This is a genomic window from Actinomycetospora sp. NBRC 106375 (genome assembly GCF_030269665.1).
Lineage (GTDB): Bacteria > Actinomycetota > Actinomycetes > Mycobacteriales > Pseudonocardiaceae > Actinomycetospora.
Map to the genome: position 1 here is coordinate 56,947 of NZ_BSTS01000003.1, position 15,108 is coordinate 72,054.

Consider the following 15,108-nt stretch of genomic DNA (forward strand, 5'->3'; position numbering starts at 1 on the left):
TCCGCGGCGGTCGCCGGCCCGACGGGCTCGGCCCCCGTCGCGTCGCACCTCGACGCGTTCGCCGCCCACCTGCGCTACGAGCGGGCGCTCTCGCCGCACACCGTCCGCGCCTACCTCGGCGACGTCGCGACGCTGCTCGACCACCTGCGCGGACGCGACACCGGTGCCGACGCAGCCGCCGACACCGGTTCCGGTGCCGCCACCAGCGCCGGTCCCGACGACGGTCCGGCACCCGACGCGCCGGTCGACCTCGCCGACCTCGACCTCGCCGGCCTGCGCTCCTGGCTCGCCGAGGGCCGCGCGCGCGGCGCGAGCCGCACCACGCTGGCGCGCCGGGCCGCGGCCGCGCGGACGTTCACCGCCTGGGCGGCCCGCACCGGGCGCGCCCCGACCGACGCGGGCGCCCGTCTCGCGTCGCCGAAGGCGCACCGGCGACTGCCGGAGGTCCTGCGCGCCGACCAGGCCGCGGCCGCGCTGCAGGCGGCGGCCTCGGGCGCCGCCGAGGGCGACCCGGTGGCGCTGCGCGACCACCTGCTGCTCGAACTGCTCTACGCCACCGGCGTCCGGGTCTCGGAGCTCTGCGGCCTGGACGTCGACGACGTGGACGACGGCCGGCGCACCCTGCGGGTGCTCGGCAAGGGCGCCAAGGAGCGCACCGTCGTCTACGGCCAGCCGGCGGCCGCGGCGCTCGAGGCCTGGCGGCGCGAGGGCCGCCCGGCGCTCGCCGTCGCGACCTCGCCACCGGCCCTGTTGCTCGGCGCCCGCGGCGGGCGCCTCGACCCGCGGATCGCCCGCACGGTGGTGCACGACGCCACCGGCGCCGTTCCGGGGGCGCCCGACATGGCGCCGCACGGCCTCCGACACTCGGCGGCCACACATTTGCTCGAGGGGGGAGCGGATCTGAGGAGCGTCCAGGAACTGCTGGGACACGCGTCACCGGCGACGACCCAGCTGTACACGCACGTGTCCGCCGAGCGCCTGAGGGCCATCCATGACACCGCCCACCCCCGCGCCTGACCCGCGGCGCGAGGGCCCGCCGGTGGCCACCGTGCCACCGGACGCCCCGCCGACCGGTCCGCTGCCCGCCCTACCCGGGCCCAACTCGGAGTCCGCCGTGCGCGCGGCCGGCGCCGCCGGTGCCGCGGCGCGCGCGGTGCGCGCGGCGCGCCGACCGTCGCCGGCCCGCCGCGAGTCGTCGGGGCCGGCCACCGAGGGCGCCACCGCGCTCGCGGCCGTGCCGGCCCCCACCGACGGGTCCCGCGACACCGCGTCCCCCGGCGCCGAGGCCGGCACCCACGCCCTGCCGGCCACACTCGGCGGGGCCGCGCCGGGCACGGTCGACGAGGAAGGTCTCGTCGAGGCCGGCATCGCCGACCTCTGGGCCGCGTACACCGAGGACCCGCGCAAGTCCCGCAAGGACCGGCTGGTGCTGCACTACGCGCCGCTGGTCAAGTACGTGGCCGGCCGGGTGGGGACGGGGCTGCCCTCGCACGTCGACGTCGCCGACCTCATCCAGTGCGGGATCTTCGGGCTGGTCGACGCCATCGAGCGGTTCGAGCCCGACCGCGGCCGCAAGTTCGAGGTCTACGCGATGCAGCGCATCCGCGGGGCGATCCTCGACGAGCTGCGGTCCCAGGACTGGGTGCCGCGGTCGGTGCGTTCCCGGGCCCGCGAGATCGAGCGCGCGATCGAGCGCCTCGAGGGTCGCGAGCAGCGCTCCTGCAGCGACGCCGAGCTGGCCAGCGAGCTCGACACCTCGACCGAGGACCTGCGCTCGACGTTCGGGCAGATCGCGATGACGAGCGTCGCGGCGCTCGACGAGCTCGTCGCCGCCGGGCGCGGCGGGGGTGCGGGCGACGGGGCCGCGGCGCCGTCGCTGGCGGACTCGTTGCCCGACACCGGCGCGGAGGATCCGCTCGCGGCCATGGAGGACCGCGAGACGCGGCGCCTGCTGGCCGAGGCGGTGGGTCAGCTCGCGGAGAGGGACCGCACGGTCGTGGGCCTGTACTACTTCGAGAACCTGACCCTCGCCGAGATCGGCCGGGTCCTCGGGGTCACGGAGTCGCGCGTGTGCCAGCTGCACACCCGCGCGGTCATGCGCCTGCGGGCGCGGCTGGCCGAGCTCCAGCACGCCTGAGGCGTCACGGGTCGGTCGGCAGCAGCCGCACCGGCCCCAGCCCCAGGAGCAGCAGCGGGTCGAGGTACTCGAGGCCGCCTGCGCCGGTCGTGGTCGACGGCCGGCGCAGGCCCCAGTGCAGGCACGCCGCCACGGGACAGCCGCGGTGCCCGGGCGCGAGGGTGCCCAGGGTGTCGCCGCGCCGGACCCGCGCGCCGGCGGCCACGCCGACCACCAGCGGCTCGTAGGTGGTGCGCAGCCCGCCCGGGTGCTCGACGGACACCACCCCACGCCCGGCCAGCGCGCCCGCGAACGCCACCACCCCGTCGCCCGCGGCCAGCACCGCCAGCCCCGGGCGTCCCGCGAGGTCGGCGCCACGGTGTCCGCGCCCGTAGAAGTGCGGCGGCGGGTCGAACGGCCGCGTCACCGCCCCGGGCTGGCCGGACCGCGCCGGCGCGCCGCCCGGGTCGACCCCGGCCAGCGGCCACCCGTAGGCACCCACCGGGACCACCGGCGGGGGAGCGGGCGCCGCCGCCACCGGCGCCGGCCCGGCGAGCAGGGTCACGATCAGGGCGGCGATCAGGGCGGCGATCAGCGTCACGACGGGTCCGGAGCACCTCACACCGGGTTGGACGCAGCAGCACGCCCGCCGGATCCATCGCCTGCCCACGCGGAGATCAGGAGCGCACCAGGCACCTCCGGAGCCCGCCGGAGGTGCATGGCGCACTCCTGATCTCCACGAACCGCCCCGGAGTCCTGCTGAGGTCGCCGCACCCCCCCCCCCCGACGTCGCGCACCCCCGCGCGAGCACTGCACCCCGCCGACGTCGCGCACCCCCGCGCGAGCACTGCACCCCGCCGACGTCGCGCACCCCCGCGCGAACCCCGCCGACGTCGCCGCACCCCCGCCGACGTCGCGCACTCCCGCGCGAGCACTGCACCCCGCCGACGTCGCCGCGAGCTGGTGGATTTCCTGACGTCGGACGCCGGCGTGGACGCCACGCTGACACCACCCCGTGCCTCGCGCCGCCGACACCCCCCGGCTCGGCGTGTCGCGCCGGCGAGCCTGTGGCGATCCTGGCGTCACACGCCAGGAAAGCCGCATTGCTCGCACACCCCGTGTGCGTCCCCGGGCCGGTGGCGGGCGCGGGGGGCCGAGGGCGCGGGGGAGGGCGCGGGGGTGCGCGGGTACACTCGTGACCAGCGGTCCGCCGTGTCCTCGCGACGTCGGGGTCGGGCGGGCCGACTTCGCGTGCCCTCTCAAGCGCCGCCACGCGCGGCGCTGCCAGAGCCGCATCCGGGCGGTCCCGCGTCAGCGGGTTCCGGATCGGTCACGAGGGCACCAGGGCGGCGGCCCGGCCGGGACCGTCGCGACAACCGCCAGGTCCGGCGCACGTGCCGGGCCGCAGAGAGAAGGTAGTTCCACCGCATGGCCGTCGTCACGATGCGCCAGCTGCTGGACTCCGGTGTCCACTTCGGTCACCAGACCCGCCGCTGGAACCCCAAGATGCGCCGCTTCATCTTCACCGAGCGCAACGGCATCTACATCATCGACCTGCAGCAGACGCTGTCCTACGTCGATCGCGCCTACGAGTTCGTCAAGCAGACCGTCGCCCACGGCGGCACGGTGCTCTTCGTCGGCACGAAGAAGCAGGCCCAGGAGGCCATCGACGAGCAGGCGCGCCGCGTCGGCATGCCGTTCGTGAACCAGCGCTGGCTGGGCGGCATGCTCACCAACTTCACCACCGTGCACAAGCGCCTCCAGCGGCTCAAGGAGCTGGAGGCCATGGAGCAGAGCGGGGGCTTCGAGGGTCGCACCAAGAAGGAGATCCTCATGCTCACCCGCGAGCACGACAAGCTCGAGAAGACGCTCGGCGGTATCCGCGACATGGGCCGCGTGCCCAGCGCGGTGTGGGTGGTCGACACCAAGAAGGAGCACATCGCGGTCGGCGAGGCCCGGAAGCTCAACATCCCGGTCGTCGCCATCCTCGACACCAACTGCGACCCGGACGAGGTCGACTACCCGATCCCGGGCAACGACGACGCGATCCGTTCCGCGGCCCTGCTGACCCGCGTGGTCGCGCAGGCGTGCGCCGACGGCCTGCAGGCCCGCGGCCAGCGCGGCGACGGCGAGCGCGGCGAGGACGAGCCGCTGGCCGAGTGGGAGCAGGAGCTCATGGCCCAGGGCGGCGACGGCGCCAGCGCGCCGACCGGCCTGGAGCAGGGCAGCACCAGCTCCGCGGTCGACGCGCCCGGCGACTCGCCGGTCGCGACGCCCGAGGCCGAGGCGACGACCAACGCGATCGGCGACGACACCACGCCGGTCAGCCGTCCCGAGCGCACCGGCGGCACCGTCGACACCGACTCGGAGGGCGACGACAACGCGATCGCCGCCGCGCCGGAGGCCGGCCAGAACAACGGTGCCCCGACCCCGCAGGGCGGGGCCGGCTGACGCCCGACGGGCCCAGCGACACAGCAACCACGACGCACCAGACGACGAGGACGGACGAGAGCCGCACCATGGCGAACTACACCGCTGCGGACGTGAAGAAGCTCCGGGACCTCACCGGGTCCGGGATGATGGACTGCAAGAAGGCCCTCGAGCAGAACGAGGGCGACATGGACAAGGCCGTCGAGGCCCTGCGCATCAAGGGTGCGAAGGACGTCGGCAAGCGGGCCGGCCGCACCACCGCCAACGGCGTGGTGGCCGCCCGCGACGGCGCGATGATCGAGCTCAACTCCGAGACCGACTTCGTCGCCAAGAACGCCGACTTCGTCCAGCTCGCCGAGGACATCCTCGGCGTCGCGCTGAGCAGCGGCACCAAGGACCTCGAGTCCCTCAAGGCCGCGACCCTCGACGAGGGCACGGTCGAGGACAAGGTGCAGGAGCTCTCGGCGCGCATCGGCGAGAAGCTCGAGCTGCGCCGCGTCGCGCTGCTCGACGGCCCGACGGCGACGTACCTGCACCGCCGGTCCTCCGACCTGCCGCCGGCCATCGGCGTCGTCGTCGCCTACACCGGCGACGGCGACGACGCGTCGGAGGCCGCGCGCGGCGCGGCCATGCAGGTCGCGGCGGCGCGCCCGCTCTACACCACGCGCGACGAGGTCCCCGCCGACGTGGTGGAGAACGAGAAGCGCATCGCCGAGGCCACCGCCCGCGAGGAGGGCAAGCCGGAGAAGATCCTCGAGAAGATCGTCGAAGGTCGTCTCAACGGCTACTACAAGGACACGGTGCTCCTCGAGCAGGACTCGGTGTCCGTCGACAAGAAGACGGTCGGCAAGGTGCTGGAGGAGGCGGGCGTCGGCGTCCGCACCTTCGCGCGCTTCGAGGTCGGCCAGCCCTGACCACGTCCCCGTGAGGCCGGGGCCCGATCCGGGCCCCGGCCCCACGGGCCGGACGTCGAGCACCCCGCCGAGCAGCTGGAGGAGAGCGTGGCCAGTCCCCAGACCGTGACCGACGACGGTCCGGACACGCGGTCCGGCCACAAGCGGGTCCTGCTCAAGCTCGGCGGCGAGATGTTCGGCGGCGGCGGCGTCGGGGTCGACCCCGTGGTCGTCCAGACCGTCGCCCGCCAGATCGCGGACGTCGTCAACTCCGGCATCCAGATCGCCGTCGTCATCGGCGGCGGCAACTTCTTCCGCGGCGAGGAGCTGCACCGCTACGGCATGCAGCGCCAGCGCGCGGACTACATGGGCATGCTCGGCACGGTCATGAACTGCCTGGCCCTGCAGGACTTCCTCGAGCGCGAGCACCACATCGACACCCGGGTGCAGACCGCGATCACCATGGGGCAGGTCGCCGAGTCCTACATCCCGCGCCGCGCCATGCGCCACCTCGAGAAGGGCCGCGTGGTCATCTTCGGCGCCGGCGTCGGCATGCCGTACTTCTCCACCGACACCACCGCCGCGCAGCGCGCGCTGGAGATCGAGTGCGAGGTCGTGCTGCTCGCGAAGGGCGTCGACGGCGTCTACACCGCCGATCCCAAGCTCGACCCGACGGCGACGATGTACCACGAGATCTCCCACCGTGAGGTGCTGGAGAAGGGCCTCAAGGTCGCCGACGCGACGGCCTTCAGCCTCTGCATGGACAACAAGATGCCGATCATGGTGTTCAACCTGCTCGTCGAGGGGAACATCGCCCGCGCGGTGCGGGGTGAGAGGATCGGCACGCTGGTCCACACCCCTTCCGGCCCCTGAGGAGAGGCGACCATGATCGACGAAACGCTCCTCGACGCCGAGGAGAAGATGGAGAAGGCCGTCAGCGTCGCCAAGGAGGATCTGGGCGGCGTGCGCACCGGCCGCGCCAGCCCGGCGATGTTCAACCGCATCCAGGTCGAGTACTACGGCGCCTGGACCCCGCTCAACCAGCTCGCCGCCGTGCAGGTGCCCGAGGCCCGCATGGCCGTCATCAAGCCCTACGACGCGAGCCAGCTGCAGAGCATGGAGCGCGCGATCCGCGACTCCGATCTCGGCGTCAACCCCAGCAACGACGGCCAGATCATCCGCGTCGTGTTCCCGCAGCTCTCCGAGGAGCGCCGCAAGGACATGGTCAAGGTCGCGCGCGGCAAGGGCGAGGACGCCAAGGTCTCCATCCGCAGCGTGCGGCGCGGCGCGATGTCCGAGCTGCAGCGCATCGTCAAGGACGGCGAGGCCGGCGAGGACGAGACCGGGCGCGCCGAGAAGGAGCTCGAGAGCGTCACGGCCAAGTACGTCGCCCAGGTCGACGAGCTCGTGAAGAACAAGGAAGCCGAGCTCCTCGAGGTCTGAGGCAGCCCACGACCCATGCCCTCCTCCGCGTCGCGGCCCCGGCGGCCCGCCCCGACCGAGTCCCCGGCGTCCACGCCGGGGGCGGACGACGACACGGGCGACCCCACGGGCGACGACACGGGCGAGCACACGGACGAGACCGCGGGGCCCGACGCGGACCAGCCGAAGCGCACCTCCCGCGCCGGCCGCAACCTGCCGGTCGCCATCGGCGTCGGGCTCGCCATGGGCGCGGTCATCCTCGTCGCGCTCCTGACCGTCCGGCAGGCCTGGATCGGCATCGTCGCGATCTCCGCGGTGATCGGCACGTGGGAGCTGTTCGGCGCGCTGCACCGCGGCGCCGGCATCCGCCTGTCGCGCGTCCCCGTCCTGGTCGGCGGGCAGGCGATGATCTGGCTGGCCTGGCCGTTCGGCACCGAGGGCATCCTCGGCGCCCTGCTGGTCACGGTTCTTGGGTGCTTCCTGTGGCGCATGCGGCTCGGCGCCGCCGGGTTCGTGCGCGACGTCGGCGCGTCGATGCTCGTGCTGTGCTGGGTGCCGCTGTGCATGGCGTTCGGCTCGATGCTCGTCGTCCCCGCCGACGGCACCGCGCGCGTCCTGACGTTCCTCATCGTCGTCATCTGCTCCGACACCGGCGGCTACGCGCTGGGCGCGCTGTTCGGGAAGCACCCGATGGCGCCGAAGGTCAGCCCCAAGAAGTCGTGGGAGGGTCTCGCCGGGTCGCTGATCGCGGGCTCGACGGGGGCCTGCCTGTGCGTCGCGCTGCTGCTCGACGACCGCTGGTGGTACGGCCTGATCATCGGCCCGCTGCTCGTGGCGACGGCCGTCACCGGCGACCTCGTCGAGTCGCTGATCAAGCGCGACCTCGGCATCAAGGACATGGGCCACACGATCCCCGGCCACGGCGGGCTGATGGAGCGCCTCGACTCGCTGGTGACCTCGGCGCCGATGGCCTGGCTCCTGCTGCTCGTTTTCGTCCCGGTGCACGGCGTGTGACCCGCTTCCAGAAGGGGGACGTCGTCGAGTCCCCCAACATCTGGCGCTGGCCCGAGGTCTACGAGCGCGAGAACGAGGCGCAGGACGCCACCGGCGCCCTGTGGGACACCCTGGTCGAGCTCGCCCCGCACGACGGTCTCGACGTGGTCGACGTCGGGTGCGGCGACGGCTACCACCTGCCGCGGTTCGCGCGGCGAGCCCGCTCGGTGCTCGGCGTCGAGCCCCACAGGCCCCTGGTCGCGCGGGCCCGCGAGCGGGTCGCCGGGCACCCCACCTGCCGGCTCGTCCCGGGCAGTGCGGCCGACCTGCCGCTGGACGACGACAGCGTCGACGTCGTCCACGCCCGCACCGCCTACTTCTTCGGCCCCGGCTGCGAACCGGGGCTCGCCGAGGCGTCGCGCGTCCTGCGGCCGGGCGGGATCGTCGTGATCGTCGACCTGGACGCGACCCGCCACTCCTACGGCGCCTGGATGCGGGCGTCCGCCCCCCGCTACGACCCGGGTGCCGCCGAGCGCTTCTTCGCCGCCGAGGGCTTCGGGGTGCGCCGCGTCGACACGCTCTGGCGCTTCGCGGACCGCACGACGCTCGGCGACGTGCTGCGCATCGAGTTCACCCCGGCCGTCGCGCAGCGCGCGATCGACGGCACCCCCGGTCTCACGCTGTCGGTGGGCTACCGCGTGCACACCCGCCGTGAGCCCACCGGACTCGTACGCGTCTGACCCCGCGCCGGATATATCAGTTCGCCTGGTCGGATCTCTTGACGTGATCTCGGTCACGGACGCATGCTCGTTGCGTCAAGGGAAACCAGTTGCTATCTGCGCAACGCCCGTCCGATTGCCGGCTCGGGGGGCCGGCGGACGCACGATGAGGTGAGGTGCTGATGACGGACGTCCTGCCCACTCGGGCCGCGGTGGACCTCGTGCCGGAGCCGTCGTCGACGGTCGTGACGAACCCGGGGGTGCTGCTCTACCCGCGCCTGCGCAAGTCGCCGTACTTCTGGAAGTCGCGGGCGCACGGCGTGGCGATGTACAGCGTCTACAACCACACGTACCACCCGCGGCACTACGGTGACCCGGTCGCCGAGTACTGGGCGCTGCTCGAGGACGTGACCCTCTGGGACGTCGGCGTCGAGCGCCAGATCGAGATCTCCGGCCCGGACGCCTTCGCGTTCACCAACCACCTGATCCCCCGCGACCTGACCAAGTGCGCGGTCGGCCAGTGCAAGTACGTGTTCGTCACCGCCCCCGACGGCGGGATCATCAACGACCCCGTGCTGCTGCGGGTCGAGGAGGACCGGTTCTGGCTCTCGCTGGCCGACTCCGACGTCGGGCTGTGGGCGACCGGCCTGGCGCACGCCGGCGGCTGGGACGTGCGGGTCCGCGAGATCGACGTCGCCCCGGTGCAGGTCCAGGGCCCGAAGGCCAAGGCGGTGGTCACCGACCTGTTCGGCACCGACGTCGCCGAGATGCCCTACTACCACCTGCGCCACGCGGTGATCGACGACATGGAGGTCGTCGTGAGCCGCACCGGCTACAGCGCGGAGATCGGCTACGAGATCTACCTGCGCGACGCCGTCCGGAACGCGGGCCGGCTCTGGGACCGGGTCTGGGAGGCCGGCCGCCCGCACCGCATGCGCCCCATCGGCCCGTGCCACATCCGGCGCATCGAGGGCGGCATGCTCGCCTACGGCTGCGACATCACCCTCGACACCAACCCGCTCGAGGTCGGCTACGACTACACGTGGATGGTCGACCTCGCCCAGGACGCCGACTTCGTCGGCAAGGACGCCCTGATCCGGGCCAAGGAGCGGGGGCTCGCGCGCTCGCTCGTCGGGGTCGAGATCGGCGGCGCGCGGCTGGGCACGTTCAACGACGGGTCGATGATCGAACCGTTCACGGTGCGCAACGAGGCGGGCGAGTTCGTCGGCGCGGTCACCAGCGCGTGCTGGTCGCCGCGGCTCGAGCGCAACATCGGCCTCGCGATGGTCGCGACGCCGTCCACGCCGCTGGGGACGACGCTGCAGGTCATCACCTCGGACGACGTGCGCGACGGCGTGGTCGTGGAGAAGCCGTTCGTCGACCCGAGCAAGCAGACCCCCAAGGGCTGAGCGGTCATGGGAGGGCTGGACGCCGCCGGCGGTCCGGACGTCCGTGCCGCCGTCGCCACGCTGCTGGCCGACCCGCGCTTCGAGGTGGCGCCGACGGCCGGCGTGCTCGACGCGGTCGCGGATCTCCCGGCCGGGCGACGGTGACCGTCACCGCCACCCCGCGCCGGGGACCGGCCGCCACCGTGGCCGTGGCGGTGGAGCTCGTCGCCCGCGGCTTCGCGGCCGTGCCCCACCTCGCGGCGCGCAGCGTGCGCGACCGCGGCGAGTTGACCGAGCACCTCGACCGGCTCGCCGGGGCCGGGGTGCGCGACGTGTTCGTCGTCGGCGGCGACGCGCGCGAGCCCGCCGGGGACCTGCCCGACGGGCTCGCGCTGCTGCGGGCGATGGAGGACCTCGGCCGGCGCCCGCCCCGGGTGGGCGTCCCGTCCTACCCGGACGGCCACCACCACATCGGCGACGACGTGCTGTGGGCCGACCTGCGGGTCAAGCAGTTCCACGCCGACTACACCGTCACGCAGCTCTGCTTCGACGCCGACCTCGTCCGCGGGTTCGCCGGCGAGGCGCGGGCGCGGGGGATCGACCTCCCGGTGGTCGCGGGCGTGCCCGGGGTCGTCGACGCCGCGCGGCTGCTGCGCCTCTCGGTGCGGATCGGGGTCGCGGACGCGGCCCGGTTCGCCCGCTCCCACCGCGCGACCGCCCGCTCGCTCCTGCGGCCCGGCCGCCACACCCCCGACGACCTCGTCCGGGGCCTCGCCGCGGGCGCCGGCGACCTCGCCGGGCTGCACCTCTTCACCTTCAACCAGATCGAGCCGACCGTGCGCTGGCTGTCGCAGGCCCGCCGCACGGCCGCCTGAGGAACCCGAGGAGAAGCCGTGTCACCGTTCCCCGACCGGGCCCAGGTCGTCGTCATCGGGGCCGGCATCGTCGGCAACGCCGTCGTCCACCACCTCGCGCGGCTCGGCTGGCGCGAGATCCTGCTGGTGGACAAGGGCCCGCTGCCCGACCCCGGCGGGTCGACCGGCCACGCCTCGAACTTCGTCTTCCCGGTCGACCACTCCCGCGAGATCACGCAGCTGACCGCGGACGCCGCGCGCCAGTACACCGAGCTCGGGACGCTGACGACGTGCGGCGGCATCGAGGTGGCGCGCACCCCGGAGCGGGTGCAGGAGCTGCACCGGCGGATGTCGTCGGCGCGGGCGTGGGGCATCGACGCCGAGCTGATCACCCCGGCGGAGGTGGCCGACAAGGTGCCGTTCCTCGACCCCGCCCCGGTCCTGGCCGGGTTCTGGACGCCGTCGGTGGCGGTCGTCGACCCGCTGCGGGCCGGCGAGCTCATGCGCGAGCGGGCCACGGCCGCGGGCGCGCTGACGGTCTCGGCGATGACCGAGGTGCTCGGCATCGACACCGACGGCGGCCGGGTGCGGCGGGTGCGCACCGACCGCGGCGACGTCGAGACCGAGTACGTCGTCGTCGCGTGCGGCGTGTGGAGCCCGCGCATCGCGGCGCTGGCGGGCGCGACGGTCCCGCTGACCCCCGCGGTCCACCAGATGATCGACGTCGGCCCGATCCCGGAGCTCGCGGCGACCGGACGCGAGATCGCGTTCCCGATCATCCGCGACATGGACCCGCTGATGTACGAACGGCAGAGCGGGGCGGACCTCGAGATCGGCTCCTACGCCCACCGCCCGATCCTGGTCGACCCCGACGACATCCCGTCGCTGGCCGCGGCGGCGCTCTCGCCGACCCAGCTGCCGTTCACCCCCGACGACTTCGACCCGCAGATGGAGGCGGCGCTCGAGCTCTTCGCGAGCGTCCTCGACCGTCCCGACGCCGGTATCCGGCACGCGATCAACGGGCTGCTCTCGCTGACACCCGACGGCCACCCGCTGCTCGGCGAGACCCCCGAGGTGCGGGGGCTCTGGTCGGCGGCCGCGGTGTGGATCAAGGAGGGGCCTGGCGTCGGCCGCCTCATCGCCGAGTGGATGACGGCGGGCGCGCCCGAGATCGACCCGCAGCACTCGGACATCGCGCGGTTCGCCCCGCACGAGCGCACCCGGGCCTACGTCCGCGCCCGCGCCGCCGAGGGCTTCAACAAGACCTACGGGATCGTGCACCCCCGCGAGCAGTGGGGCTCCGACCGCGGTGCCCGCCGGTCGCCGTTCTTCGAGCGCGAGCAGGCCCTGGGCGCGGAGTTCTTCGAGGTGGCGGGCTGGGAGCGGCCGCAGTGGTACCGCGCGAACGAGCACCTCGTCGCCGAGCTGGGCGTCGCCGACCGGCCGCACGAGTGGGACGCGCGCTGGTGGTCGCCGATCATCAACGCCGAGCACCTCGCGATGCGCCGCGGTGTCGCGATGATCGACCTCAGCGCGTTCACGTCGTTCGACGTGCGCGGGCCGGGCGCGCTCCCGTACCTCCAGCACCTCACGGTCGCCCAGATGGACCGGCCGGTCGGTCGCGTGATCTACACGCCGCTGCTCGGCCCCGACGGCGGCTTCCGCAGCGACCTGACCGTGGTCCGGCTCGGCGAGGAGCACTTCCGCGTGGTCACCGGGGGCGCGGACGGTGCCCGGGACCGGCACTGGTTCACGACCCACCTCCCGGCCGACGGGTCGGTGGCGCTGCACGACGTGACGTCGGCGATGTGCACGCTCGGGCTGTGGGGGCCGCGGGCCCGCGACGTCCTCGCGGCGGTCACCGACGACGACGTCAGCGACGCCGCGTTCCCGTTCGGCACCGCCCGGACGGTCCACGTGGGCTCGACGCCGGTCCTCGCGCTGCGGCTGTCCTACGTCGGGGAGCTGGGCTGGGAGCTGCACGCGCCGACCGAGTCCGGCCCGCGGCTCTGGGACGCGCTGGTCGAGGCCGGCGCCCCGCACGGGCTCGTGCCCGCCGGCATCGGCGTCTACGGCACCACGGCCCGGATGGAGAAGGGCTACCGGCTCATGGGCCACGAGCTCGACGCCGAGCACGGGCCGGTGGAGGCGGGCCTCGCGCTGCCCGGGCTCAAGGCGGCGGACTTCGTCGGCAAGGCCGCGTACACCAAGGCGCGCGAGGGCGAGCCGGAGGCGACGCTCTGCACACTGACGCTCGACGGCGCACGGGACAGGGCCGGGCTGCGGCGCTACCCCCAGGGCGGCGAACCGCTCCTCACCCTCGACGGGGAGCGGATCGCCGACCGCCGGGGCCGGCCGTCGTACGTCACCAGCGCCGGGGCGGCCCCGTCGCTCGGGACGCACCTGCTGATGGCCTACCTCCCGCCGTGGCACGCGGTCGAGGGCACCGGCCTGCTCGTCGAGTACCTGGGGGAGCGGTACCGGGTGACGGTCGCCCGGGCGGGCCGCCGGCCGCTGTTCGACCCCGACGACGCGCGGATGCGGGGCTGAGATGGACGTGCTGGTGTGCGTCAAGCGCGTGCCCGCGGTGGGCGCGGAGATCCTGCTGACCGCGGACGCGACGGCCGTGGACACCCGCCACCTCGGCTTCACGATCGGCCCGCACGAGGAGTGCGCGGTCGAGGAGGCGGTCCGGATCGCCGGGCGCACCGGCGGCTCCGCCGGCGTGCTGACCGTCGGGCCGGCCGAGACCGAGGAGCAGCTGCGGTACGCGCTGTCGATGGGCGCCGACCACGCGGTACGGGTCGACGCGCCGGTCGCCGACCCGCAGCCGGAGGTCAGCGCCGCCGCGATCGCGAGCGCGCTGCGGGACCTGCCGCCCTACGACCTCGTCCTGTTCGGGGAGGCCTCCGCCGACGCCGGCCACGCCCAGGTCGCCTTCCGGGTGGCCTGCGCGCTGCGCCGCCCGGTGGTCGGCGGGGTGAAGGGCATCGAGCCCGGCTCCGACACCGTCGCGGTCCGCCGCGAGGTCGGCGACGGGGTCGAGGTCCACGACGCGCCGCTGCCCGCCGTCGTCGCCGTGCTGGAAGGGCTCAACCTCCCGCGCTACCCGACGATCAAGGGCCGGCTGCGGGCGAGGAAGGCCCGCGTGCGGGTGCTGGACGCCCCGTCCGCGACGGGAGGGCTCCGGACCCTGAGGCTGCGCCACCGCCCGGACGCCCGCGCGCAGACCGTCGAGCTGGGCCGCGGGGCCGCGGCGGCGCCCGCGGTGGTGGACGTCCTCGCCGACCTGGGAGTGGTGCGCTGATGGTGCTGGCCGTGATCGAGAGGGAGACCGACGGGACGCCGAGCGCCGCGTCGGCGGAGGTGCTCGCGGCGGCGCGCGACCTCGCCCACCGGCTGGACCTCCCCGTCGCCGCCGTGGCCGTCGGCGAGGCCGGCGACCTCCCGGAGGACCTCGTCAAGCAGGGGGTCTCGCACCTGCACCTGCTCCGTCACGAGCTGCTCGCCGACGGCGGGCCGGCGTGCACGGGGGAGGCCCTCGCGCAGCTGGTCGCGGCGCGGCGGCCGGCGGCCGTGCTCGCCGCGAGCACCACGGAGAGCACGGAGGCGATGGCGTGGGCCGCCGCCGCGCTGGGCGTGCCGCTGGCGACGGCGTGCACGGAGATCCGGCCGAGGCCAGAGGGATGTGACGAGCTGTGGGAGGTCACCCGGGAACGTTCGGGCGGCATCCTGCTCGAGGACGCCGCGCTCGACGCCCCGGTGCGTCTCTGCACGCTGAGCGCCGGCGGACGCCCGACCGGCGAGACCGCCGCGGCCGCCGAGGTGACCGTCGACGTGTTCGTCCCCGAGCTCGACGCGGCGGTGCCGCGTGCCCGCCGGGTCGAGCGGGCCCCGCGGGCGGCCGGCATGACGCTGGCCACGGCTCCGGTGGTGGTCTCGGGCGGGCGGGGCGTGGGCAGCGCCGAGGGCTACGCCGTGCTCGAGGAGCTGGCCGGGCTCGTCGGCGGGGCGGTCGGCTGCTCGCGGGTCGCCACCAACAACGGGTGGCGTCCGCACGCCGACCAGGTCGGGCTCACCGGCACCCGCGTGCACCCCGACCTCTACATCGCGTGCGGCATCAGCGGCGCCACGCAGCACTGGGTCGGGTGCATGGGGGCGCGGTCGATCCTCGCGGTCAACACCGACCCGGAGGCGCCGATGATGCGGCGCGCGACGTGGTCGGTGGTCGGCGACGTGCACGAGGTCCTGCCCGCGGTGATCGCCGAGATCCGGCGGCGGTCCGGACGCTGA

Annotated in this window: 14 protein-coding genes and 1 pseudogene; 14 read left to right on the plus strand and 1 reads right to left on the minus strand. The window is 74.6% G+C overall.

Going from position 1 to position 15,108, the window contains the following annotated elements; all coding sequences use genetic code 11:
* Window positions 1–69 precede the first annotated feature (69 nt).
* Entirely contained in the window at window positions 70–1,017 is a 948-nt protein-coding gene (locus QSK03_RS06015) for a tyrosine-type recombinase/integrase (RefSeq protein WP_502872145.1), read from the plus strand.
* The gene (locus tag QSK03_RS06020) at window positions 992–2,137 is read left to right on the plus strand and encodes a FliA/WhiG family RNA polymerase sigma factor (RefSeq protein ID WP_352231950.1); all 1,146 of its coding nucleotides are present in this window, start codon (window positions 992–994) and stop codon (window positions 2,135–2,137) included. The genes QSK03_RS06015 and QSK03_RS06020 overlap by 26 nt, the downstream gene beginning before the upstream one ends.
* Window positions 2,138–2,141: 4 nt before the next feature.
* On the opposite strand, the gene QSK03_RS06025 is transcribed toward QSK03_RS06020, so the two are convergent.
* A complete protein-coding gene (locus QSK03_RS06025) occupies window positions 2,142–2,717 on the minus strand; it encodes a murein hydrolase activator EnvC family protein (RefSeq protein ID WP_285649382.1) in 576 nt (191 codons plus the stop codon).
* An 827-nt stretch (window positions 2,718–3,544) separates the two neighbouring features.
* Between QSK03_RS06025 and rpsB the strand changes: the two are divergent.
* The 12 genes and pseudogenes from rpsB to QSK03_RS06085 all read left to right on the plus strand — a co-directional run.
* Window positions 3,545–4,304, plus strand: a pseudogene (gene rpsB / locus QSK03_RS06030) (30S ribosomal protein S2); the annotation flags it as partial.
* 331 nt (window positions 4,305–4,635) lie between these two features.
* Complete coding sequence (tsf, locus tag QSK03_RS06035) at window positions 4,636–5,460, plus strand: translation elongation factor Ts (protein ID WP_285649386.1); 825 nt, start codon at window positions 4,636–4,638, stop codon at window positions 5,458–5,460.
* A 105-nt stretch (window positions 5,461–5,565) separates the two neighbouring features.
* Window positions 5,566–6,312, plus strand: coding sequence for a UMP kinase (gene pyrH / locus QSK03_RS06040; protein ID WP_285650057.1), 747 nt, complete (start codon window positions 5,566–5,568; stop codon window positions 6,310–6,312).
* Between the two features lie 12 nt (window positions 6,313–6,324).
* Window positions 6,325–6,882: a ribosome recycling factor gene (frr, locus tag QSK03_RS06045; protein WP_285649388.1), complete on the plus strand. Its 558-nt coding sequence runs from the start codon at window positions 6,325–6,327 to the stop codon at window positions 6,880–6,882.
* 15 nt (window positions 6,883–6,897) lie between these two features.
* The gene (locus tag QSK03_RS06050) at window positions 6,898–7,875 is read left to right on the plus strand and encodes a phosphatidate cytidylyltransferase (RefSeq protein ID WP_285649390.1); all 978 of its coding nucleotides are present in this window, start codon (window positions 6,898–6,900) and stop codon (window positions 7,873–7,875) included.
* Window positions 7,872–8,594, plus strand: coding sequence for a class I SAM-dependent methyltransferase (locus QSK03_RS06055; protein WP_285649392.1), 723 nt, complete (start codon window positions 7,872–7,874; stop codon window positions 8,592–8,594). Before QSK03_RS06050 ends, QSK03_RS06055 begins: the two co-directional genes overlap by 4 nt.
* 161 nt (window positions 8,595–8,755) lie before the next feature.
* The gene (locus tag QSK03_RS06060; RefSeq protein ID WP_285649394.1) at window positions 8,756–9,982 is read left to right on the plus strand and encodes a glycine cleavage T C-terminal barrel domain-containing protein; all 1,227 of its coding nucleotides are present in this window, start codon (window positions 8,756–8,758) and stop codon (window positions 9,980–9,982) included.
* A gap of 6 nt (window positions 9,983–9,988) precedes the next feature.
* Entirely contained in the window at window positions 9,989–10,126 is a 138-nt protein-coding gene (locus tag QSK03_RS06065) for a hypothetical protein (RefSeq protein WP_285649396.1), read from the plus strand.
* The gene (locus QSK03_RS06070) at window positions 10,123–10,836 is read left to right on the plus strand and encodes a methylenetetrahydrofolate reductase (RefSeq protein ID WP_285649398.1); all 714 of its coding nucleotides are present in this window, start codon (window positions 10,123–10,125) and stop codon (window positions 10,834–10,836) included. The genes QSK03_RS06065 and QSK03_RS06070 overlap by 4 nt, the downstream gene beginning before the upstream one ends.
* Before the next feature lie 18 nt (window positions 10,837–10,854).
* Complete coding sequence (locus QSK03_RS06075; protein WP_285649400.1) at window positions 10,855–13,365, plus strand: GcvT family protein; 2,511 nt, start codon at window positions 10,855–10,857, stop codon at window positions 13,363–13,365.
* Between the two features lies 1 nt (window position 13,366).
* On the plus strand, window positions 13,367–14,122 hold the full coding sequence (locus tag QSK03_RS06080) for an electron transfer flavoprotein subunit beta/FixA family protein (protein WP_285649402.1): 756 nt from the start codon (window positions 13,367–13,369) through the stop codon (window positions 14,120–14,122).
* Window positions 14,123–14,133: 11 nt separating this feature from the next.
* Window positions 14,134–15,108: an electron transfer flavoprotein subunit alpha/FixB family protein gene (locus tag QSK03_RS06085; protein ID WP_285649406.1), complete on the plus strand. Its 975-nt coding sequence runs from the start codon at window positions 14,134–14,136 to the stop codon at window positions 15,106–15,108.

Excerpts from the sequence above, each read along its gene's own strand:
- QSK03_RS06020 (WP_352231950.1), top strand. The coding sequence starts at position 992 with ATGACACCGCCCACCCCCGCGCCTGACCCGCGGCGCGAGGGCCCGCCG.
- tsf (WP_285649386.1), top strand. The coding sequence starts at position 4,636 with ATGGCGAACTACACCGCTGCGGACGTGAAGAAGCTCCGGGACCTCACC.
- frr (WP_285649388.1), top strand. The coding sequence starts at position 6,325 with ATGATCGACGAAACGCTCCTCGACGCCGAGGAGAAGATGGAGAAGGCC.
- QSK03_RS06050 (WP_285649390.1), top strand. The coding sequence starts at position 6,898 with ATGCCCTCCTCCGCGTCGCGGCCCCGGCGGCCCGCCCCGACCGAGTCC.
- QSK03_RS06060 (WP_285649394.1), top strand. The coding sequence starts at position 8,756 with ATGACGGACGTCCTGCCCACTCGGGCCGCGGTGGACCTCGTGCCGGAG.
- QSK03_RS06065 (WP_285649396.1), top strand. The coding sequence starts at position 9,989 with ATGGGAGGGCTGGACGCCGCCGGCGGTCCGGACGTCCGTGCCGCCGTC.
- QSK03_RS06080 (WP_285649402.1), top strand. The coding sequence starts at position 13,367 with ATGGACGTGCTGGTGTGCGTCAAGCGCGTGCCCGCGGTGGGCGCGGAG.